Source organism: Stenotrophomonas sp. GL_101 (assembly GCF_057835675.1).
Map to the genome: position 1 here is coordinate 3,403,863 of NZ_CM174432.1, position 21,256 is coordinate 3,425,118.

The window sequence follows — 21,256 nt, forward strand, 5'->3', positions numbered from 1 at the left end:
TGGCTGTGGCTGTGGCTGTGGCCTTGGCTCCGGCTTCGAAAAAAAAGCCCGCCGCAGGCGCCCACCCCCACCATGCGATAATCCCCGGTCCCCAAAGCAACAACGCAGACCATGACCCGCACCGCTCTAGTCACCACCGCCCTGCCCTACGCCAACGGCCCGCTCCACCTGGGCCACCTGGTCGGCTACATCCAGGCTGACATCTGGGTACGCGCGCGACGAATGAGCGGCGGCAAGACCTGGTTCGTGTGCGCCGATGACACCCATGGCACCCCCATCATGCTCGCTGCTGAAAAGGCCGGCGTTACCCCCGAAGCCTTCATCGCCAACATCCAGGCCAGCCACGAGCGCGACTTCGCTGCCTTTGGCGTCCACTTCGACCATTACGATTCCACCAACTCGGCCGGCAACAAGGCCCTGACCGAAACCTTCTACCTCACGCTGGAGGCGCAAGGCCACATCGCGCGCCGCTCCGTGGCCCAGTTCTATGACCCGGCCAAGGGCATGTTCCTGCCCGACCGCTACATCAAAGGCATCTGCCCGGTCTGCAGCAGCCCGGACCAGTACGGCGACAACTGCGAAGTGTGCGGCGCCACCTATACCCCCACCGAACTGAAAGACCCGCGCTCGGTGATCTCCGGTGCCACCCCGGAAATGCGCGACTCCGAACACTTCTTCTTCGAAGTCGGCCGCTTTGAAAGCTTCCTGCGCGAGTGGCTGGCCGGCGATGTCGCCCTGCCCGGCGTCAAGGCCAAACTCGGCGAATGGCTCAACGCCGACGGCGGCCTGCGCGCCTGGGACATCTCCCGCGACGCGCCCTATTTCGGTTTTGAAATCCCCGGCCAGCCCGGCAAGTATTTCTACGTCTGGCTCGATGCCCCCATCGGCTACCTGTCCAGCTTCCAGGCCCTGTGCGCGGAGAACGGCGAAGACTTCGACGCCCACCTGCGCGCCGGCACCAGCACCGAACTGCACCATTTCATCGGCAAGGACATCGTCAATTTCCACGGCCTGTTCTGGCCGGCGGTGCTGCACGGTACCGGCCACCGCGCGCCGACCCGCCTGCACGTCAACGGCTACCTGATGGTCGATGGCGCCAAGATGTCCAAGTCGCGCGGCACCTTCATCATGGCCCGTACCTATCTTGACGTCGGCCTTGAAGCCGAAGCCCTGCGCTACTACTTTGCGGCCAAATCCGGCGGTGGCGTCGAAGACCTCGACCTCAACCTGGGCGACTTCATCGCACGCGTCAACGCCGACCTGGTCGGCAAGTTCGTCAACCTCGCCAGCCGCTGCGCCGGCTTCATCAGCAAGCGCTTCGACGGCCGCCTCGCCGATGCCCTGCCCGATGCCGCCCAGTACGACCGCTTCGTCGCCGCCCTCGCCCCGATCCGCGAGGCCTACGAGCGCAACGATCCGGCCGCTGCCGTGCGCCTGACCATGGCCCTGGCCGATGAAGCCAACCGCTACATCGACGACCAGAAGCCCTGGGTGATCGCCAAGCAGGAGGGCGCCGACGCCCAGCTGCAGGCCGTGTGCACCCAGGGTCTCAACCTGTTCCGCGTACTGGTCACCGCGCTCAAGCCGGTGCTGCCGGCCACCGCCGCCCAGGCCGAAACCTTCCTGGCCGCGCCCGTCCAGGACTGGATCGACATCGCCCGCCCGCTTACCGCCCACACCATCGCCGTGTACAGCCCGCTGTTCACCCGAATCGACCCGAAACTGATCGACGCCATGACCGACGCCTCCAAAGACACCCTCGCCGCCGCAGCCCCCGCCGCCCCGGTAAAGCCCGCCAAGCCCGCCGCGGCTCCGGCAGCGCCGGCGACGGCGGTTGCCGCCGCCCCCGGCGAAGGCCCGGCCTACATCGGCATCGACGACTTCGCCAAACTCGACCTGCGCATCGGCAAGGTGCTGGCCTGTGGGTTTGTGGAAGGGTCGGACAAGCTGCTGCGCTTTGAACTGGATGCCGGCGATCTTGGCACCCGCCAGATTTTCTCCGGCATCCGCGCCAGCTACGCTGAACCGGACAAGCTGGTCGGCCGCAGCGTGGTGTTCATCGCCAACCTGGCGCCGCGCAAGATGCGCTTCGGCCTGAGCGAAGGCATGATCCTGTCGGCCGGTTTCGACGGCGGCGACCTTGCCCTGCTCGACGCCGACAGCAGCGCCCAGCCCGGCATGCCGGTGCGCTGAGCGCCCTGCCCGGGCGGCAGCAACGCCGTCCGGTCGCGCCATCTGCAGGCACGGAGGTACAGGTTTGGAACTGGCGCTGTTCGACTTCGACCACACGGTCACCACCTGCGATACCTACGGCCGCTTCCTGCGCCGCGTCGCCACCCCCGAGCAGCTTGCCCAGGCCTGGTGGAAAGTGGGGCCGTGGCTGCTGGCGTACCGCCTCAAGCTGATCTCAGCCGAACGCATCCGCGCACGCGTCACCGACCTGACCTTCAGCAACCGCCATGCCGACGACATCGCCACCCAGGCCACCGGCTACGCCCGCGATGAGCTGCCCGGGGTGGTGCGCCCGCAGATGCTTGAACAGATCCGCTGGCACCTGCAGCACAAGCACACTGTCGTGGTGGTGTCCGGTTCGCTGGACCTGTACCTGCGGCCGTGGTGCGATGCGCTTGGCCTGGGCCTGATCTGCAACCGCCTGGAAAGCCACGACGGTCGCTTGACCGGACGCTACGCCGACGGTGACTGCGGCCCGCGCAAGGTCGAACACATCCGCCGCCAGTACGATCTGTCACGCTACCAGCGCATCCACGCTTACGGCGACAGCAGCGAAGACCGGCCGATGCTGGCCCTCGCCCACGACCGCTGGTATCGCGGCAAACCCTTGAAATGACTTTCCCGCGCAGCCGACGCCACGCATGCCCACCGCCTTCCCCCTGCTGACCGAACGCCTCGACCGCCTGCTGCCGCAGACCCAATGCGGTCAATGCGGTTACGACGGCTGCCGCCCCTATGCCGAAGCGATGGCACGTGGCGATGCCGGCGTTGACCACTGCCCGCCCGGTGGCGATGACGGCGCACGCGCCCTGGCGCATGTGCTGGGCGTGCCCGCCCTGCCGTTCGACCGACGCCGGGGCGAGCACAAGGCCGAACAGGTCGCGGTGATCGTCGAAGCGGACTGCATCGGCTGCACCAAGTGCATCCAGACCTGCCCGGTGGATGCCATCGTCGGCGGTGCCAAGTACATGCATACCGTCATCGCCGACCTGTGCACCGGCTGCGAGCTGTGCATTCCACCGTGCCCGGTGGATTGCATCGAATTGATCGCAGCACCCGTCTTGTAGCGCCGGGCTCTGCCCGGCTGCTGTTGAACTGCATGGCCGACGAGTAGCCGGGCGGCTGGGCAGCCGGGCAGAGCCCGGCTCTACCGCAGCCCGTTACGGCAACGCCGCGGTAATCACGATCTCCACCTTCCAGCTGGGATCGGCCAGCTTGGCTTCCACCGTGGCACGCGCCGGGGTCATGCCCGCCACCACCCACTCATCCCACGCCGCGTTCATGCCGGCGAAATCCTGGATGTCGGCGAGGAAAACTTCCGCGCGCAGGATGTGCTGCTTGTCGCTGGCCACCAGCGCCAGCAGCTTGTCGATCTCTTCCAGCACCTGCCGGGTCTGCCCGGTGATGTCCTGGCTGGTGTCTTCGGGAATCTGCCCGGACAGGTAGGCGACCTTGTTGTGCACGGTCATCTCGGACATGCGCGGACCAACGTCGAAACGTTCCAACATGGCGATTGCTCCTCTGGGTGATGGCCCATTGTCACCGATGCGGCGTGCGCCTGTCCTTGCCTGCGGTCCCTCCCGCCATGGCGGGCACAGCCGCCACCCTTGGCAAGCGCAGGCATCGGGCGCACGATGCGCCCGCACCCCCGCATTGACTGCCTTGACCCTTTCATCGCCTGACCCGGAGCACGCTGTACCGATGACCGAAACAACCCCTGCTCCCCGCCCCGCCCGCGCTGCCTGGCGCCGCGCGGCCACTGTCGCCTTCAGCCTGGCCATCCTGGCGCTGGCCCTGCGCGGCCTGGCCGGCGAATTCGATGAGCACGGCTACCGCGCCATCCGCGATGCGTTCCGGCATCTCGGCGCCGGCCAGATCGCGCTGACCGTGGTACTCGGCCTGGCCAGCTACGCCTGCCTGATCGGGTTCGATGCGATCGGCCTGCGACGCAGTGGAAAACGCCTGCACCCGGCGCGCGTGGGCATCACCGCCTTCCTTGCGCACACGCTTGGCCAGACCCTGGGGTTTGCCGCGCTCACCGGCGGCGCGGTGCGCCTGCGCGGTTACGGCGGCGCCGGGCTGAGCCTGGGCGAGATCGGCCAGGTGGTGCTGATGAGCACGCTGGGCTTCATCTTCGGCGCGTGGCTGCTGCTCGCGCTGGCGTTCGTGCTGGAGCCGGGCGCGGCCGCGCTGGCACTGCCCGTGTCGGTGGCGGCGGTCCGTGCGATCGGCATCATCGGCCTGCTCGGGTATGCCGGGACGTTGCTGCTGGTCGGCCGCGATGGCCGTGGTTTCCAGATCCGCGGACACGCCCTGTGGCTGCCCGACCGCCGCACCATGCTCGGGGTCACCGCATTGAGCGTGGTCGAACTGGTGCTGGCCAGCGCGGCGTTCTACGTGCTGCTGCCGATGGACACCCCCACCGGCCTGCCCGGCTTTGTCGGCCTGTACCTGGTCGCGGTGCTGGCCGGGTTGATCTCCAGCGTGCCGGCCGGGCTGGGCGTGTTCGAGTGGAGCCTGCTCAAGCTGCTGCCGCAGGTGTCCCCGGCGGCGGTACTGGCCGCCGCGTTGATCTACCGCGTCACCTACTACGTGCTGCCGCTGCTGCTGGCCACGCTGCTGGCGCTGGGCCCGGCGCTGCGCAAGCCGCTGCGGGTCGGCGCCGGTGCCACCCGCGCCGGCTGGACCGCGCTGCGGCCGTGGTTGCCGCAGATCATCGCGCTGGCGGTGTTCAGCGTCGGCGCGGCGCTGGTGATCGACGGCACCCTGCCCACCCCACGCCGGCACCTGCTCAACGCCTCGTTGCCGATCCTGGAAACCTCGCACCTGCTCGGCAGCCTGGCCGGCGTGGTGCTGCTGTTGATCGGCCAGGGCCTGCAACGGCGCAGCCATGGCGCATGGATGTTGGCGCTGGGTATCTGCGTGATCGCCCCGCTGCCTATCTGGCTGCGCGGCGGCCAGGTGCTGATCGCATTGTCGGCGCTGTTGGTGGCGATGGCGCTGTGGGCCTCGCGCCGCGAGTTCTATCGCCAGGGAGCGCTGCTGGATGAAGCGTGGTCGTGGCCGTGGATCCGCAACCTGGGGTTGGTGCTGGTGGCGGTCATCTGGCTGCTGTTCTTCGTCTACAGCCACGTCGAATACCAGAACGAACTGTGGTGGCAGTTCGCCCTGCAGGGCAATGCGCCGCGCGCACTGCGTGCGCTGCTGGTCGTGGCCATCGCACTGACCATCTTTGGACTGGCGCGGTTGCTGCACAGCACGCGCAGCCCGCTGCCGGCAGCCGATACCGCCACGCTGGAGGCACTGGCGCCGATCCTGGCGTCCGCCGAAGACACCCAGGCCTGCCTGGTGCTGACCGCCGACAAGGCGGTGCTGCGCGACAAGGAACAGCGCGGCTTTGTGATGATGCAGCGCTACGGCGGTTCATTGATCGCCATGGGCGACCCGGTCGGCCCCGCCGAGGTCGCCCGCGAACTGATCTGGCGGTTCCGCGAAGAAGCCGACCGCCTTGGCTTGCGGCCGGTGTTCTACCAGGTCGGCGAAGCGTACTGGCAGACCTACCTGGACCTGGGCCTGACCCTGGTCAAGCTGGGCGAAGAAGCGATGGTGCCGCTGCAGGACTTCGGCCTGGACGGGCGTGAGCGTGCCGACCTGCGCCAGGCCTGGAACCGCGGCAAGCGGGGCGGCCTGAGCTTTCGCGTGGCCGCGCCGCACGAGGTGCCGGCGCTGCTGCCCCTGCTGGCGGCGATCTCGCAGGAATGGCTGGACGACAAGGCCGGCGATGAAAAGGGCTTCTCGCTGGGCAGCTTCGATGCCCACTACCTGGCACGCTTCCCGGTGGCACTGGTGGAGGCGGAAGGTCGCATCGTGGCCTTCGCCAACCTGTGGCAGGCCCCGGCCGGCAATGAACTGTCGGTGGACCTGATGCGGCATATCAACGATGCCCCGAAGGGCACCATGGATTTCCTGTTCATCGAATTGTTCCTGTGGGGGCGCGCCAACGGGTTCCATCGCTTCTCGCTGGGCATGGCGCCGCTGTCCGGACTGGCCCAGCACCGGTTGGCCGGGCGCTGGAACCGCTTCGCCAACCTGGTCGCGCGGCATGGCGAACGCTTCTACGGCTTCAGCGGCCTGCGTCGCTTCAAGTCCAAGTTCGCCCCGCTCTGGCGCGCCCGCTACCTGGTCGCCCCGGGCGGCGTACACCTGCCCGCCGCGCTGCTCGATGCCACCCGCCTGATTTCACTGGATCCACGCCGCGACGATTGAGCACACGCCGTGCGCGGGCGCGCGCATGTCATCGCGCCGGCAGATGGGTCAGCAGCGTCTGCGCCAGGCGATCGTAATCTCCCTTGAAATGGTGATCGCCCGGCAGCGCGATCACCTGCGCATTGCCGGCTGGCAACGACGGGCACAACGCATCGTCGTCATCTTCGCCATACAGGCACAGGGTTTTGCCCACCGGCAGCTTGGCGATCTCCGGCGCGATCGGCAGCCCGCCACCGCCACCGCCCAGCCAGTTGCTGACGTGGAACTCGTAATCGGCATTCTTGCCCACCGACATCAGCCCGATCATCGCCACCTGCTCGCGCGTGGCCGGCGACAGTTGGTTGATCGCCGCCGGCAGCACATCGGCGCCCTGCGAAAACCCCACCAGCAACACCCGCTTGCGCTGCCATTGCTGGCTGTAAAGGGCGACGATGCGCTCCAGATCATGGGCGAAACCGGCCGGGGTGCGCGCCGTCCAGAAGTAGCGCAGCGAATCCACCCCGACCACCGGCACCCCCGCCTCGGCCAAGGCGCCGGCCACTTCCTTGTCCAGCCCGGCCCAACCGCCGTCGCCGGACACGAATATCGCAAACGTATCGCCCGGCGTGCTGGAAGGGACCTCCACCACCGGCAAACCCTTGAGCGCGTCCGGGGGCGGCGCAAGCGTGATGCCCTTCTGCGCGCCGATCACCTTGGCCGCCGCCAGCAGGCCCGGCAGGTCATCGCCGCCGTCGGTGCGCTGGAATTCGCGCGCCATCGCAACCTTGCGCACGAACGCCGACGCATTGCCGGCCGTGCAATGCGCATCGCCGGCCGCGTTCAACCACGGGAAGCTCAACTCGGCCGGTACCAACCGCCCATGGCTGCTGCCCGACCCGCACACCTCGTGCTCGCGCGCATGGTCAGGGCAGAAGCCGGCAGTCAGCAGCCCGGCAAACACCTGGGTGTCGGCCTGCGCGGCCACCGCATACGCCAGCTCGGCGCCCTCGCCGTCACCGCCGATCAACGGCAGGTGGTAGCCCGGTACATGCAGGTAGGCCTGGAACCAGCGCGAGAAGTTCTCCACGTCGCCTGCGCCAAACGCACAGCTGCCGCCGCCCTCTTTGGCCAGCACCTTGCGCAACCGGGCCACGTCGACCTGCGCCACCAATGCACCGTCGGCGCGCAGTGCATCGATGCGCGGATCGCTGCGTCCACGCTTGCCGTCGCCGTCGAACCAGATCACCACGCGCTGCGCACGGCCGTCGGGCAGATGCATCGGCACCTCCTGGAAACGTCCATGGCTGACCGGCTGCGGGGTTCCGGCCAGCGCCATCGACGCCCACCCACCGATCATCAGACCCAGCACACTCCCCCACCCGGCTCGCCGCATGTTCACGCATCCCTGAATAGTCCAGCCCACGATACGCCGGTCCCCCGCCAACGGCATGTACACAGGCTGGCTGCATCCGCCGGCGGGCATCACCCCTGCCTGGCCGCGTCCTGCACGACAGGCTCAGCGGCGGGCCTGCCGCCATTGCTGCAGCGCCACGGCCAGCAACCACAACACCACTGCGGCGATCACCAGTTTCTGCCCGGCCCCGCGCGGCGGGCCGCGCCACAGGACGTGCAGCCACAGCAGCACGAAACACAGCCAGGCCCAGCCCCAGGCCAGCCCGGCCCAGCGCGCACACTGCGGGTCGGCGCGCAGGTACCAGCTCTGCAACAGCATCGCCACGCTCGCGCACAGGAACGCGGTGTTGGCCGCGATCCCATGCAGCAGCGGCGCCAGCAACGGCGCGCGTTCGGGCAACCAGCTGTCGCCGACCGCCACCGCCATCAGGCCCAGCCCGGCCACGCAGAACAGCGCAGGGGCCGCGCTGCTGCGGCGGGGCGAGCGGCTGCTCGCATACAGCGACCACGCCAGCAGCATCATCGCCAGCGCCAGCGCGCAATAGGCCGTGCGCAGCGCCAGCCCCCAGGGCCCGTGCAGGTACAGGCTCAGCGTGGCCTGCACCCAGTCCAGGTCCTGGCGCGCCCATTGGGTCCACAACGCAGTACAGATGAACACCAGCAGCGCGCACGCGGCGGTGAGTGCCATTGCGCCCTGCCGGCGCGAAGATGATCCCGAAAGGGTTACCGCGTGCATCGGTAAAAGGCTCCCATGTCAGTCGGTCGCGTCGGGATGGCGCAGCGTCCACGCCGCCAGCGCGGCGCGGTAGCGCTGCAGCTCGTCGCTGTACAGGTCCAGCACGCACAACGGGCAGCCGCTGCCGCAGCACTCGTTGGGGCCGGGCTCTTCCGGCGGCTGCGGGCGGGGGTCGGGATCGGGAAGCGCTACAAGGTCGGACATGGCGATGACATCGTGAAAGGAAACCGGACAGCTGCCGCGACAGGCATCCTGCTGCATTATCCAGTGCGTCGGCGCAGGTTTGCGCGCGCGGCTTCATCCAGCCGCTGATGGAAGAAGTCGCTGAGGAAAATACGCGGCTTGAGCAGCAGCTGTTTCAGGAAGCGCCGCCGGTTGAGCCGGAACAGGAAACCCGGCACGTGCCCGGCGTACTCCACCGCGATGCCGCGGTCATACGCGTCGAACACGTCTGCTGGTGCGCCAAGGATGGCCATGTCGCAATCCAGGAACAGCGCCGCCTCGGCATCGATGTCGGCGGCGGCCAGCGCGCCGTGTCGTGCGGTCAACTCGATCAGCTGCACCACCCTTGCCACGTCGATGCCGGCGTCGGGTAGCCAGCGCGTGATCGCCTCGCGCGCCAGCAGCGCCGAACGCGCTTCGTTGTCGCTGCGCCCGGCGTCGTAGATGGCATCGTGATAAAGCGCGGCCAGCTGGACTTCGCGCGGCTGCTGCCAGCCCGGGCCTTCGGCGACGACCTGGCAGTGCTGCAGCACGGCCCGGACGTGGGAGAAATTATGGTAAGCGCGCGGTGGTGCCGCATACGCCGCTTCAAGGTCGGCCTGCATCGACGCGGGCAAGGGGATCGGTTCAAAGCACATGGGCCCACAGTGGCGGCCCCGCGCCCGGCTGGCAAGGGGCCGCCACTGGCGGTTTTTTGACCAGCCGTCGCACAGGCTTGGTACGCGGCGCGGCGGCGCGCTTATCCACAGGTTTACCCGGCGCTGGTCCACACCCGCTGTGGATGGACGATCCAGCCGACAAACGGCGTGCCAGCTGCCCGGCGCGGGCCTAGACTGGGGTCGCGAACGACGGTGCCCTGTGAGGTGAGCGACATGTCCGCCTGGAAAGTCCTGCTTGTCCTGGCCCTGCTCGGGGCCCTGCTCGGGGCCCTGCCGGCGGCTGCGGCCGAGTCGATCAGCGCGCCGGCTGCCGCCGCAGCCGCGCCGGCGCCGGCGTCGGATCCGGTTCCGGCTCTACCGGTCCCTACGCCCGAGCAGATCCTGGCCATCCCGCCCGCGCTGCAGGACGCGCTGCAGCAACGGGTGATCGCACCGGGTTTCTCGCGCGAACAACGCCTGCAGCGCCTGGTCCACCTGATCTTCGACGAGGACGGCATGCACCTGTCCTACGATCCCTACGCCACCCAGACCGTCAGCGAAACCTGGCAGAACCGGCGCGCCAACTGCCTGTCCTTCACCCTGTTGTTCGTCACCCTGGCCCGTGCGGCGGGCATCGATGCGCGGGTGCAGGAAGTGGCCCAGGTGGTGACCTGGCACGAAGAGGAGGGGGTGATCTACAGCGTGGGCCACGTCAACGCCGGGGTGAACGTCAATGGCCGCATCGCCGTGGTCGACCTGGACCGCAACGTGCTCTATGACCGCTATGGGCCGCAACCGATCGACCAGCCGCGCGCGCTGGCCCACTTCTACAACAACCGCGGCGCGATGATGATGGCCGATGGCGATGTCGTGCAGGCACGGTCCTACCTGATGGCAGCGCTGGCGCTGGAGCCGGCCTTCGTCGCCGGCTGGAACAACCTCGGCGTGCTGGACGCGCGCACCGGCAACCTGGCCCAGGCCGAGCACGATTACCGTACCGCGCTGCAGCTCAAGCCGCGCAATGCGGCCGGCCTGACCAATGCAAGTGCGCTGTACCGACGGCTCGGCGACACCCGGCAGGCCGCGCAGCTGGCCAAACGCCTGGCACAGGTACAGCGCAGCGATCCGTTCGTGCAGTTCCGGCTGGGCAACCAGGCCGAGCAACGCCATGACTACGCCACCGCAATCCACTACTACCGGCGCGCGATCAGCCTGTATCCCACCGCGCACCAGTTCCACTTCGGGCTGGCGCGCAGCTACTTCCTGGCCGGCGACAACCGCCGGGCGTCCCGGGAAATGGCCCAGGCACGCGACCTGGCCGGCGACAACGCCGATGCGCTCAAGGCGCAGTACCAGGCCAAGCTGGAAAGCCTGCAGCGCTGGCGCCAGCGTGCCGCGGCAGTGAACTGAGGCCCGCTCAGGCCTTCTTGAGGAAGCAGGTTTTCAGCACCAGGCCCTTGATCTTGTCCGAGTTGCCTTCGATGTGCTCGGCATCGTCTTCGACCAGGCGGATGTTGCGGATCACCGTGCCCTGCTTGAGCGGGATCGACGAGCCCTTGACCTTCAGGTCCTTGATCACCGTGACCGTGTCGCCACTGACCAGCACGTTGCCGTTGCTGTCGCGCACCACCAGGGCCGCGCCACCGGTATCGCCGGCCGCCCACTCATGGCCACAGTCGGCGCAGATCCACAGCGCGCCGTCGGCATAGGTGTTTTCCAGGGTGCACTGTGGGCAGGCGGGGGCGAGGGACATGGCGAAGCCTTCAGAATCGGAACAGCGCCCATTGTAACCGCCCCTTCCTTCGGCCCTTGCACCTCCCGCCCGCTTGCCGCACAGTGCGCGCCCCCTCACCATCGGCCCGGCCTGCATGAAAATCGGCATCGACTTTGGCACCAGCAACTCCGCCGCCGCCGCGGTGGTGGACGGCAAAGTGGTGCCGATCCAGTTCGGCCAGGCCGAGCAGTTCCGCACCACGGTGTATTTCCCCGAAGTGATGCGCGACCCCAACGACTTCGAACTGACCCCGGCGCTGGAGCACGAACTGGCGCGATTGATCGATGCGGCCGGCCGTGATGCCCGTGCCGCCGGCCAGGACCGCGCCCCCGATGCGCTGCGCCGCGAGGCCCTGCGCGTGGTGCGGCGGCAGTGGATGGAAGAGCAGATGCGCGCCCCGCTCACCTCCACCAAGCTGCTGCAGAACGCGGTCTACGGCGATGACGCGCTGGAGGCCTACTTTGAAGAGAACGAAGGCAACCTGGTGCAGAGCCCGAAATCGATGCTGGGCTACAACCTGCATCCGCGCGCGCGCCAGACCATCACCGGCATCGCCACGCACATTCTGGAGCACATCCGCCTGACCGCCTCGCGGCAGCTTGACCAGGCAGTGCGCACGGCCACGCTGGGCCGGCCGGTGCAGTTCCGCAGTTCGATCGGTGCGGCCGGCAACGACCAGGCCCTGGACATCCTGCATACCGCGGCGATCGCCGCCGGCTTCGACAGCGTCGATTTCCTCGAAGAACCGGCGGCGGCGGCCATGCATTACCACGCCGAAAGCAGCCAGGAGCACGAGGCGATCGTGGTCGACATCGGGGGCGGTACCACCGATATCGCCCACGCACGCGTCGGTGGCCCGCAGGCGCCGAAGATCCACCGCGCCTGGGGCGTCCCGCGCGGCGGTACCGACATCGACCTGGCGCTCAGCCTGGGGGCCTACATGCCGCTGTTCGGCCGCAGCATCAGCCGCGTGCCGGCGCACCATTACGTGGAAGCGGCGATGGTGCAGGACATGACCCGCCAGCGCGATTTCCGCCAACACGACTATCGCGATGCCGAGGCCCCCTGGGGCAAGCGCCTGCAGGCGCTGCAGGACACCGGCAACACCGCGCGCCTGTACCGCGAAGTGGAACACTGCAAGATCGCGCTGAGCAGCCAGGCACGGCACGACAGCCCCCTGGATTTCATCGAACGCGACCTCACCGTAGCGGTCGATCGCTCCCGGCTGGAAACGGCGGCGGGCAACTATTTGGGCGAACTGACCGCGTTGCTGGAGCAGGTCCGTGCGGACATCGGCCATGAGCCGACGGCGGTGTTCATGACCGGCGGGATGTCGCGTGCGGGCTATCTGCAGGACGCGGTGGCGGCAGCGTTTCCGGCCGCGACGCTGGTCCGCGGCAATCCCTCGTTCGGGGTGGTGCACGGGTTGGCCTGGGCGGCGGCTTCGTAGCGCGGGACCAACGGCGGGGCCGGCGGGCGCGCTGCACTCCGCCCAGCCGCACACGGGCCAGGGCTTGGGCTTGGTTTTCCGCCCTTCCACCCCCATCAAAGGGGAGCTGGGCGAGCCGAAGAACCAAGCGCCACAAGGCTTTTGCCCCACTGAACGGCCAGTATTAACAAAACGTTACGACAAAAGCGCTATCATCTTTGGGCTTGGATGCGCAATGCGCATGTTGGCCCGGGCCTGACACAGGCCACCGTCCTTTCCGATGCTGCCGCCCATGGATCCGTCCCGGGCGCCGGGATTGTTTTCACGCTGTGATCCGGCTCGTTCACAGCGCGTAGTGCCCCGAGCCGCCAAGAGACATTCGATTGGGCGAGCGCCTGGTTGTACCAGCCCCAGCTTCCGTTGCCGAGACCGCCCCCATCGACTGCCGCCGTTGTGACGCCGTCTGTTGCCGGCTCTCGGTGACCGTCATGCCGACCGATCCGGTACCCCGCCACCTGCTGGATACCGAAAACGGGCGCACCGTCATGGCCCGCAATGACGAAGGCTGGTGCGCCGCCATCGACCCCTATCACCTGCGCTGCACGATCTATTCGCAGCGTCCCGCCATCTGCCGCCAGTTTGACATGGGTGGCGATGACTGCCGCCTCGTGCGGCAGGACTACCGTCGACAACAGCACGACCTGTCGACGTCTTTTTCCACGTTCCAACCATGACAGGAGCATCCATGGCCCGTACGCCAAAGACCTCCCCCAAGGCAGGCAACACCGTTCGCGTCGACCGCAAGCAAGGGTCCAGCACTGCCCTCAGCAGTGCCAGCATCGCAGCCGACCTGGCCGCGTTCCGCAAGAGCGGCGGCAAAATCGAAGTGCTGGGCAACACCCTCGCACTGAAGAAAGCCAGCTGACCTGCAGCCGTCCGCACCGGCCTTGCGCCGGTGCGGTGGCCGCACTCAGCGGCCGCCCAGCGTCACCCGCACCGTACCGGAGTGCGCATTGATCGCGATGTCCCCATCGCCCCCGCCCAGCGTCGCATCCAGGCTGCGGCCCGGCCCATAACGCGGCCTTTCCACCGTTCCCGCATCGGACTGGATATCACCGCTGAAGGTCTTCACCCGCAGCTGCGCCGACACCGAACGCGGCAACTGCAGCCCGATCGACCCGCTTACTGTCTGCAACGTTACCTTGCCGCCCGGTGCCAGGCCTGTCGCGGCGACATTCACGCTGCCCGACACCGCCTCCGCGCCCAGCCGCTGCACCCGGCCCGCATCCATCTTGATGCTGCCCGATACCGTCTCAGCCGACACCTCTCCCGAGCCGCCGCCGGCCTGGATCGAGCCACTGACCGCGCGCAGCTCCAGGCGCGGCGTCTGTACCTGCGAACGAATGCTGCCGCTGACCGACGTCAATGCCGCCTCGCCGCTGCGCCCGGCCGCGGAGATGTCGCCACTCACCGCATTGGCCTGCAGCCGCCGCACGTCCACCTCGCGCACATCGATGTCCGCACTGACCGTGCCGATCTGCACCTCCACCGCACGCGGCACCCGCAGCTCCAGCGTTGCCCCGCCGTTGTTGCTCTGGCGCGGATAGACCACCTCCCAACGCACCCGGTTGGCGCTGCGATCCTGCTTGAGCGTCAGCCCATCGGCCATCGAACCGGTCAGTGCCACTTCGTTGCGGTCCCACCCGCGCACCGTGACCTGCCCGGCGATATTGCTCAGTTCCACCCGCCCCCCGGTGCCCAGCGCGGCGCGTTCATCCACCCGCGTGGCCGCGTGCCCCGCCAGCGGCAGCAACAGGCCCAGGGCCGCGATCAGACGCAATGAATTGTGCATGGTGTATCTCCTTCAGGATGGCAGGCCAGCGGCGGCCATGACCGCCTGCTGGGTGAGTTCAAGGCGCAACGCATAAGTACGCTGCAGCTGCCCGAGCAGAACGCGCGAGCGTGGGTTTTCGGCGATGGCCGCACGGATGTGGTCCGCACTGGAATCCAGCTCATGCAGCGCCGGCTGCCAATCGCCGCCGACCTGCGCGGCCGGTAGCGTCGCCATCGCCTGCTGGTATTCGCTTGCCATCGCATCGGCCTGGCGCTGCACCCATGACGGCGGCGAGCTCTGGGGTACCGGCGCGGGCATGACCATCAGCAGCCCCAACGCCGCTGCCAGGCCCAGTCCGATCCGCAGGGGCCAGCGACGATGCAGCACCGTCACCGACGCCCCGGGCACAGGCGCCACCGCTGCCGGCATCGGCGGCAATTGCGTCGCAATGCCCTGCCACACCCGCGCCGGTGGCAAACGTTCCGACGGCAGCGCGCGCAATCGTGCCTGCAAGCCATCGCCGGCGTCGTCGTGGTCGTGGTCGTGGTCGATTTCAATCGTCATGCGGTTTCTCCCAGGCGTGCGCGCAACAGACCGCGCGCACGATGCAACTGTGCCTTGGAACTGCCCACAGCCATCTGCAGCTGTTCGGCAATTTCCTGATGTTTCCAGCCTTCGATATCGTGCAACACCAACACCGCACGTGCGCGTGGCGGCAAGGTTTCCAATGCCCGCTCCAGGTCCAGCGTGGTGCCGGCGCACCGGTCCACCGATGCCAGCATCGCCACGCTGTCCCAGCCCTCCTGGCCTGCGTCGTGGGCCATTTCGGCAGCGCTGGAGCGCAGCTCCATCAACGCCGCGTTCACCCCCAGCCGATGCAGCCAGGTGCCCAGGCTGCTGTCGAAACGAAATGCCGGCAGTGCCTTCCAGGCCTGCAGGAAGGCCTCCTGCAACGCATCCTCGGCGCGGGCCGCCTGGCCGCCGCACAACCGCCACAGCACCGCATACAGCCGCGGCGAATGGCGCCGGTAGATGCGCTCGTAGGCACGCACGTCACCGGCTACCGCTGCACGGACCAGGGTGTGGTCATCGGCGGCGTCGGCCTCGGTCGGGGTGCGGGAGGGGGGCATGGTGGCGTCGAGCATATCCCTTGGATGCCGGGTGCATCGAAAAGGTTTAAACGCCCCAGGCGGTTTCCGGGTGCTTCGCCGAACGGCGGAAAAGGCCTCTAAACCTTTTTGCCGCCCACTGCATCCAATCCTGCGTACCCCGGGCCATCGCCAAGGAATCGACCATGTCCTCCAGTTGCCTCGCTCTGCTGTTATCGCTGGTCAGCACCTGCACCCTCCCCTGGAGCCCGCTGAGCATCCACGTCTCGATCCCGCCGCATCCGGAGCTGTGCGTGCAGTACGCCGAGCAGACGCCACTGTGCCTGACCGCATTGATCGCACAGCTGGAATCCCGGCACCTGCTCTGAACGCCAGCGACCAATCCCGCGCCGCAGCCGCATTAAGATAGGCGTTCACCGCGCTATCGCTGCAAGGAATCCCCCTCTTCATGAAAGACCATCTGCCCGCCTGGGCCCATCCGTGGCTGGAGTACGGGATACCCGCCCTGCAGATCCTGCTGACCCTGCTGGTCGCCTGGCTGCTGCGCCTGATCGCACGGCGCCTGATCCGCCGTATCGGCGAGCACTACACGCTGCCCCCGGAAATGATCATGGGCGCGCGCCGGTTGTTCTCCTTCGTGGTGTACTTCACCGTGCTGCTGGTGGTGCTCAAGATCTTCGGGGTGTCGGCCACGGTGCTGTGGACGGCGTTCACCGGCTTTGCCGCCGTCGGTGCGGTGGCCTTCTTCGCCGCGTGGAGCGTGCTGTCCAACATCTTCTGCACGCTGCTGATCTTCACCACCCGCCCGTTCCGGCTGCACGATTACATCGAGCTGCTGGAAAACGGCGAGAAGCCCGGGCTCAAGGGCCGGGTGATCGACGTCAACCTGATCTACACCACGCTGCAGGAAACCGACGGCCACCACGAAGGCACCGTGCTGCAGATTCCCAACAACATGTTCTTCCAGCGCACCGTGCGCCGCTGGCGCGATCCGTCACAGGCCCCCGGCGGTATCCAGGGCGACGGGTAGGCATCTGCCCGGCAATCAGCGCAGCTGGCTGTCCTTGCTGCCGCGTCGGTTGTAGCTGCCGGCGTCGTGCTGGGCGGCGTCCTCGTCCTGCTGGCAGCGCACGCACGAGCGCACGCCCGGCACGGCCTTGCGCCGTGCCTCGGGAATGGGGGCGTCGCAATGTTCGCAGTGGGTCAGCCCGGGGCCCTGCCCGAGCTGGGCGCGGGCACGCTGGATGGCCTCCGCGACGGTCGCGTCGATCTGGTCCTGGACGGCGCCGTCGCCTGCCCAACCTGTCGCCATGATCTGCCTCTCCTGCCGGTGTCAGGGCACCAGCATAAACCTGGCCAGATCACCGCGGCCGACGTATGGCTGAACGCGCTGCCACACGCGTGAACCCTTCAGCCAGCGCTACCAGACCAGGTCGTCGGGCACCTGGAACTGGGCGTAGTAGGCGTCATCGTCGGCGTTGCCGGTGCTCGGCTCGCCGGCGGGCTGGCCGTTGTCGAGCACGATCACGCTGGCGTCGCGCTCGCGCACCTTCTCGGCGGCGGCACGCGGCAACAGTTCAAAGCCGTCGCCATGCCGGGCGATCACCAGCGCACCGGAAGCCAGTTGTTTGCGCAGGAGCGCGTTGACCAGCAACGTGCGGATCAGGGTGCCATCGTTGAAGCGGTACTCGCTTTCGCCGTCACGCTTGACCTTGTTGCTGTCGATGATCTGCCGCACCTGGGCCTGCAGCTCCTGCGCACGGGCCTTTTCCTTGCGCTCGGTTTCCAGCACGCGGTCGCGCTCGGCCTTTTCGGCGCGGACGCGCTCGGCCTCGCGCTGGCTTTCGCTCGGCGCAACGGGGGCTTTGCCGTGACGGGCCTTGACCTGTTCACGGGCGGCCTGGGAGACCTGGGACTTCTTGACCAGCCCGGCCTTGAGCAGTTGTTCCTGCAGGGGATTTGCCTTCGCCATACGCTTGCATCTGTTGTTGCCCGATTCCGGAGACCATCATACTGGTCCACCCGCCCAGCCCCAACCGTCGCCCATGACCGCCCTGAAGTATCTCGCCGGTTACCCCGAGGCCCTGCAGCAGCAGGTCCGCGAGCTGATCGCGGGCGATCGTCTTGGGCCATGGCTGCAGCGTCGCTATGCGGACCTGCACACCGTGCGCAACGACCGCCAGCTGTACGACTACACCCAGGGGCTCAAGGAGCGCTACCTGCGCCAGTCCGCGCCATTGTCCAAGGTGATCTACGACAGCAGGCTGCAGGTGCTCAAGCATGCGCTGGGCACGCACACCACGGTATCGCGGGTGCAGGGCAGCCGGCTCAAGGCCAGCCGCGAAATCCGCATTGCCAGCGTATTCCGCGAGGCCCCGGCCCCGTTCCTGAAGATGATCGTGGTGCACGAACTGGCCCACCTGAAGGAATCGGACCACAACAAGGCCTTCTACCAGCTGTGCACGCACATGGAGGCCGACTACCATCAGCTGGAATTCGACCTGCGCCTGTACCTGACCCACCTGGAACGCAGCACCGGCTGACGCGCGGCAGTGCCGGTGCAACTGCACCCTGCCTAACGGTTTGCTGAGGGTGGGCGGGGGCGTATGGGGTCACGGGGCACGCTGCAAGTACATCCCTGTAAGCTCCGCCACCGCATCCATGCGGTGGAGGGCCCCGCGACCCCATACGCCCCCGCCCCAGACAAACGGCAGGTGGCCTGGGAACAGCCAAAACCAAAGGCATGCGCGGAGCCAGATCCAATCCCAACCTCCCCATCCCCACATTCAAATTAGATCCACAGCCAAAACCAACAGCGAAGCCAACACCATAAAGAGCCGATGACCGTCAGGTCCGGCGGGTGCCGGTGGCCGTTGCCTTTCCACCGGCCACCGGCCACCGGCCAACTGTCGGGGCCTGGCGTGGGTGGGTTGGCCGGACCGTTGGGCGCCATGGATGGCGCCCACGAGCCCCCAGGGGTGAGAGCGGATTGCTTGCGAGGCACTGCCTCGCATGCGCTCGAACGCACAGCCGCCAGCGGCTGGGCCGGACCGCGGAGCGGGGTTTACGGCGTGTCCGGCCAGCCCACCCGCGCCAGGCCAAGCCAGGGCATCGCGGCCAACTGGCTCTGGCTCTGGCTTTCCGCCTTTAGCACACCCCCACCTCCCCACCCAGTACACTCCCCGCCCGTATCCCGCTATTCGTTGCCCGCCTGATGACCGACCCGATCCGACTCGACAAACGCCTGGCCGCCCAGATCGGCTGCTCCCGAGGCGATGCCCAGCGCTACATCGAAGGCGGCTGGGTCACCGTGGATGGCAACGTAGTGGAACAGCCCCAGGCCATGGTCAGCGACGAAACCATCGTCCTGCGCGACAACGCCGAAGCGACCCGCACCGAAACCGTGAGCATGCTGCTGCACAAACCTGCCGGCATGCGCGCCGACGAACTGTGCGCGCGCGTTACCCCCGACACCCGCAGCGAACTGGACGGCACCGGCGTCACCCTCCTGCAGCGCCACTTCCAGGCCCTGCAGCTGGCCATGCCGCTCGCCGATGAAGACAGCGGAATGGTCGTGGTCAGCCAGGACGGCCGCATCTTGTCGCACCTGAAGGACCGCGGCGCCACTCTGGAGCAGGAGTACCTGGTGGAAGTGAGCGGCGAACTGGTGCCCTATGGCATGAAGCGCCTCGCCCACGGCCTCAGCTTCGGCAACTGGCCACTGCCGCCGTGCAAGGTCAGCTGGCAGAACGAAACCCGCCTGCGCTTTGCCATCAAGCCGGTGCAGCCCGGCCAGCTGCGCGACATGTGCGCCCAGGTCGGGCTGGAGGTGGTCAGCATCCGCCGCCTGCGCATCGGCCGGGTTGCGATGGGCAAGCTGGTCCCCGGCACCTGGCGCTACCTGGCGCCCGACGAACGCTTCTGAGCCAACGCGCGCCCCCGTTGTTCTCGCACTGCAACGGCGTGCCGCTTAGGATCGGCACATGACTGCAAAAAAACCGCTCTGGCGCCGGATGCTGCGCTGGCTTGGGATCGGGGTGGCGGTACTGGTACTGCTGGTGCTCAGCGGCCTGCTGCTGGCCGACCACCTCACCCCCAAGGCGCTGGGCATTCCCAGCAGCGTGCTGCCACCGCAGCCGGCGCACACCGTGATCGACCGCGAGCTGGCCCCGCTGCTGGCCGCACACGCCGGCCAATCGGGCGTGGCGTTCCTCTCCGATGGGCTGGACGCCTTTGCCGCCCGCACCGCCATCACCGGCCATGCCGGGCGCAGCCTGGACCTGCAGTACTACCTCTGGCACGACGACCTGATCGGCCACCTGATGGTGCGGGAGCTGAATCAAGCCGCCGAACGTGGCGTGCGCGTACGCATCCTGCTCGATGACATGAACGCTCACGACAAGGATGCCTTGATGATGGCGCTCGACCAGCACCCCAACATCGAGATCCGCCTGTACAACCCGTTCCGCAACCGGGCCGGGGTGTGGCGGCTGGTGGAGATGGTGCAACGCTTCTTCAGCATCAACCACCGCATGCACAACAAGGCATGGATCGCCGACGGACAGGTGGCCATCGTCGGCGGGCGCAACATTGGCGAGGAGTACTTCAGCGCGCGCCCGGACGTGAATTTCCGCGACCTGGACCTGCTGGTCGCCGGCAAGGCCGTGACCCAGGCCAACCGCATTTTCGACGACTTCTGGAACAGCCCGACGGCAGTGCCGATTTCGGCACTGGCTTTCCACACGCCCGCGCAGCTGCGCCTGCTGGTACGCGAGTCCGAACACGAAGCCACCCGGGATGCGGCACAGCCCTACCTGCAGCGTGTGCAGCAATCGCCGTCGGCCGGGGCGTACTACCGTGAGGCGGTCGACCTGCACTGGAGCGGCGATGTCGAGATTGTTTCCGACCCGGCAATGAAGCACCGCCGCGACGACCCGGCCAGCTGGCTGGTCACCCGGCTGGTCGCCGAACTGCAGGCGACCCGGCACAAGGCGCTGTTGATTTCACCGTACTTCGTGCCCGGCGACGAAGGCACCGAGGGCATGGTGGCGCTGGTCCAGCGCGGCGCGATGGTCGCGGTGGTGACCAACTCGCTGGCCGCCAACGACGTGGCCGCCGTGCACAGCGGCTACATGCACTACCGCGCCCCCCTGCTGCGCGGGGGTGTCCACCTGTACGAACTGAAATCACGTGGCCAGGGCGATGCCGGCGGCCTGTTCGGCAGCAGCGGCGCCAGCCTGCATACCAAGGCGTTCGTGCTGGACGACGCACGCGGCTTTGTCGGCTCATTCAACCTGGACCCGCGCTCGGCCTACCTCAATACCGAGATGGGCGTGCTGTTCAACGACCCGGTGCTGGCCGCGCAGCTGCGCGCAGAGTACCTGCGGCTGGCCGATCCGACGCAGAGTTACTGGGTCACCCTGGATGCACAGGGCCAGGTGCGCTGGCTGGACCGCGACGCGCAGCCCCCGCACCTGCTCGACCACGAACCAGACACCTCGTTCTGGCTGCGCGCCAGCGCGCGGGCGATCAGCTGGCTGCCGTTGGAATCGCAGCTGTAACCCGGCGCCGCATCGTTCACCCGGCCCAGCACCGCGCCGCCTGGACACCGTTGGCAGCGCAGG

24 protein-coding genes are annotated in these 21,256 nt (G+C 67.8%); 13 read left to right on the plus strand and 11 right to left on the minus strand.

Annotated features, from left to right (window positions below):
* Window positions 1-111 precede the first annotated feature (111 nt).
* The 3 genes from metG (at window position 112) to rnfB (ending at window position 3,299) form a co-directional block, all read left to right on the plus strand.
* Window positions 112-2,193 (plus strand): methionine--tRNA ligase, encoded by a 2,082-nt coding sequence (metG, locus tag AC3IR9_RS15085; protein ID WP_489291679.1) that lies wholly within the window; start codon window positions 112-114, stop codon window positions 2,191-2,193.
* A gap of 64 nt (window positions 2,194-2,257) precedes the next feature.
* Entirely contained in the window at window positions 2,258-2,848 is a 591-nt protein-coding gene (locus tag AC3IR9_RS15090; RefSeq protein WP_489291680.1) for an HAD family hydrolase, read from the plus strand.
* A 25-nt stretch (window positions 2,849-2,873) separates the two neighbouring features.
* A complete protein-coding gene (gene rnfB / locus AC3IR9_RS15095) occupies window positions 2,874-3,299 on the plus strand; it encodes an Rnf electron transport complex subunit RnfB (protein WP_489291681.1) in 426 nt (141 codons plus the stop codon).
* A gap of 93 nt (window positions 3,300-3,392) precedes the next feature.
* Here the strand turns inward: rnfB and AC3IR9_RS15100 are convergent, their stop codons facing one another.
* Window positions 3,393-3,740 (minus strand): RidA family protein, encoded by a 348-nt coding sequence (locus AC3IR9_RS15100; RefSeq protein WP_489291682.1) that lies wholly within the window; start codon window positions 3,738-3,740, stop codon window positions 3,393-3,395.
* Window positions 3,741-3,933: 193 nt separating this feature from the next.
* On the opposite strand from AC3IR9_RS15100, the gene mprF reads away from it, so the two are divergent.
* Window positions 3,934-6,498, plus strand: a complete 2,565-nt coding sequence (mprF, locus tag AC3IR9_RS15105; protein WP_489291683.1) for a bifunctional lysylphosphatidylglycerol flippase/synthetase MprF — start codon at window positions 3,934-3,936, stop codon at window positions 6,496-6,498.
* Between the two features lie 28 nt (window positions 6,499-6,526).
* On the opposite strand, the gene AC3IR9_RS15110 is transcribed toward mprF, so the two are convergent.
* The 4 genes from AC3IR9_RS15110 to AC3IR9_RS15125 all read right to left on the minus strand — a co-directional run bounded on the left by AC3IR9_RS15110 (window position 6,527) and on the right by AC3IR9_RS15125 (window position 9,486).
* Window positions 6,527-7,870: a virulence factor family protein gene (locus tag AC3IR9_RS15110; RefSeq protein WP_489291684.1), complete on the minus strand. Its 1,344-nt coding sequence runs from the start codon at window positions 7,868-7,870 to the stop codon at window positions 6,527-6,529.
* 123 nt (window positions 7,871-7,993) lie between these two features.
* Window positions 7,994-8,578, minus strand: coding sequence for a DUF998 domain-containing protein (locus AC3IR9_RS15115; protein WP_489291685.1), 585 nt, complete (start codon window positions 8,576-8,578; stop codon window positions 7,994-7,996).
* A 66-nt stretch (window positions 8,579-8,644) separates the two neighbouring features.
* The gene (locus AC3IR9_RS15120) at window positions 8,645-8,830 is read right to left on the minus strand and encodes an oxidoreductase-like domain-containing protein (protein WP_489291686.1); all 186 of its coding nucleotides are present in this window, start codon (window positions 8,828-8,830) and stop codon (window positions 8,645-8,647) included.
* 56 nt (window positions 8,831-8,886) lie between these two features.
* Window positions 8,887-9,486 (minus strand): HD domain-containing protein, encoded by a 600-nt coding sequence (locus tag AC3IR9_RS15125; protein WP_489291687.1) that lies wholly within the window; start codon window positions 9,484-9,486, stop codon window positions 8,887-8,889.
* A 234-nt stretch (window positions 9,487-9,720) separates the two neighbouring features.
* Here AC3IR9_RS15125 and AC3IR9_RS15130 point away from each other — a divergent pair, with 234 nt between their 5' ends.
* A complete protein-coding gene (locus AC3IR9_RS15130; RefSeq protein ID WP_489291688.1) occupies window positions 9,721-10,896 on the plus strand; it encodes a tetratricopeptide repeat protein in 1,176 nt (391 codons plus the stop codon).
* 7 nt (window positions 10,897-10,903) lie between these two features.
* Here AC3IR9_RS15130 and AC3IR9_RS15135 read toward each other — a convergent pair whose 3' ends face one another.
* Complete coding sequence (locus AC3IR9_RS15135) at window positions 10,904-11,239, minus strand: zinc ribbon domain-containing protein YjdM (protein ID WP_489291689.1); 336 nt, start codon at window positions 11,237-11,239, stop codon at window positions 10,904-10,906.
* A gap of 115 nt (window positions 11,240-11,354) precedes the next feature.
* On the opposite strand from AC3IR9_RS15135, the gene AC3IR9_RS15140 reads away from it, so the two are divergent.
* The 3 genes from AC3IR9_RS15140 (at window position 11,355) to AC3IR9_RS15150 (ending at window position 13,614) form a co-directional block, all read left to right on the plus strand.
* Window positions 11,355-12,710, plus strand: a complete 1,356-nt coding sequence (locus tag AC3IR9_RS15140; protein ID WP_489291690.1) for an Hsp70 family protein — start codon at window positions 11,355-11,357, stop codon at window positions 12,708-12,710.
* Window positions 12,711-13,126: 416 nt separating this feature from the next.
* Window positions 13,127-13,423, plus strand: coding sequence for a YkgJ family cysteine cluster protein (locus tag AC3IR9_RS15145; RefSeq protein WP_489295851.1), 297 nt, complete (start codon window positions 13,127-13,129; stop codon window positions 13,421-13,423).
* Between the two features lie 11 nt (window positions 13,424-13,434).
* Window positions 13,435-13,614: a hypothetical protein gene (locus AC3IR9_RS15150; RefSeq protein ID WP_489291691.1), complete on the plus strand. Its 180-nt coding sequence runs from the start codon at window positions 13,435-13,437 to the stop codon at window positions 13,612-13,614.
* A gap of 45 nt (window positions 13,615-13,659) precedes the next feature.
* On the opposite strand, the gene AC3IR9_RS15155 is transcribed toward AC3IR9_RS15150, so the two are convergent.
* From AC3IR9_RS15155 to AC3IR9_RS15165, 3 genes are read right to left on the minus strand one after another with little or no spacing between them, the layout of a single operon-like run.
* Window positions 13,660-14,541 (minus strand): DUF4097 family beta strand repeat-containing protein, encoded by an 882-nt coding sequence (locus AC3IR9_RS15155; RefSeq protein WP_489291692.1) that lies wholly within the window; start codon window positions 14,539-14,541, stop codon window positions 13,660-13,662.
* Between the two features lie 12 nt (window positions 14,542-14,553).
* Complete coding sequence (locus AC3IR9_RS15160; RefSeq protein WP_489291693.1) at window positions 14,554-15,087, minus strand: hypothetical protein; 534 nt, start codon at window positions 15,085-15,087, stop codon at window positions 14,554-14,556.
* Complete coding sequence (locus AC3IR9_RS15165) at window positions 15,084-15,668, minus strand: RNA polymerase sigma factor (protein WP_489291695.1); 585 nt, start codon at window positions 15,666-15,668, stop codon at window positions 15,084-15,086. Before AC3IR9_RS15165 ends, AC3IR9_RS15160 begins: the two co-directional genes overlap by 4 nt.
* 149 nt (window positions 15,669-15,817) lie before the next feature.
* On the opposite strand from AC3IR9_RS15165, the gene AC3IR9_RS15170 reads away from it, so the two are divergent.
* On the plus strand, window positions 15,818-16,000 hold the full coding sequence (locus tag AC3IR9_RS15170) for a hypothetical protein (RefSeq protein WP_489291696.1): 183 nt from the start codon (window positions 15,818-15,820) through the stop codon (window positions 15,998-16,000).
* 80 nt (window positions 16,001-16,080) lie between these two features.
* Window positions 16,081-16,662 carry a mechanosensitive ion channel domain-containing protein gene (locus AC3IR9_RS15175; RefSeq protein ID WP_489291697.1) on the plus strand — a complete coding sequence of 194 codons (582 nt, stop codon included), beginning with the start codon at window positions 16,081-16,083 and terminating at the stop codon, window positions 16,660-16,662.
* Between the two features lie 15 nt (window positions 16,663-16,677).
* Here AC3IR9_RS15175 and AC3IR9_RS15180 read toward each other — a convergent pair whose 3' ends face one another.
* Together AC3IR9_RS15180 and AC3IR9_RS15185 are read right to left on the minus strand one after the other, a co-directional pair.
* Window positions 16,678-16,944 carry a DksA/TraR family C4-type zinc finger protein gene (locus AC3IR9_RS15180; protein ID WP_489291698.1) on the minus strand — a complete coding sequence of 89 codons (267 nt, stop codon included), beginning with the start codon at window positions 16,942-16,944 and terminating at the stop codon, window positions 16,678-16,680.
* 108 nt (window positions 16,945-17,052) lie between these two features.
* The gene (locus AC3IR9_RS15185; RefSeq protein WP_489291699.1) at window positions 17,053-17,604 is read right to left on the minus strand and encodes a DUF2058 domain-containing protein; all 552 of its coding nucleotides are present in this window, start codon (window positions 17,602-17,604) and stop codon (window positions 17,053-17,055) included.
* Between the two features lie 73 nt (window positions 17,605-17,677).
* On the opposite strand from AC3IR9_RS15185, the gene AC3IR9_RS15190 reads away from it, so the two are divergent.
* From AC3IR9_RS15190 to AC3IR9_RS15200, 3 genes are all read left to right on the plus strand, one after another.
* Window positions 17,678-18,175: a YgjP-like metallopeptidase domain-containing protein gene (locus AC3IR9_RS15190; RefSeq protein ID WP_489291701.1), complete on the plus strand. Its 498-nt coding sequence runs from the start codon at window positions 17,678-17,680 to the stop codon at window positions 18,173-18,175.
* A gap of 671 nt (window positions 18,176-18,846) precedes the next feature.
* On the plus strand, window positions 18,847-19,557 hold the full coding sequence (locus tag AC3IR9_RS15195; protein ID WP_489291703.1) for an rRNA pseudouridine synthase: 711 nt from the start codon (window positions 18,847-18,849) through the stop codon (window positions 19,555-19,557).
* Between the two features lie 58 nt (window positions 19,558-19,615).
* A complete protein-coding gene (locus AC3IR9_RS15200) occupies window positions 19,616-21,193 on the plus strand; it encodes a phospholipase D family protein (RefSeq protein ID WP_489291704.1) in 1,578 nt (525 codons plus the stop codon).
* Window positions 21,194-21,256: the final 63 nt, after the last annotated feature.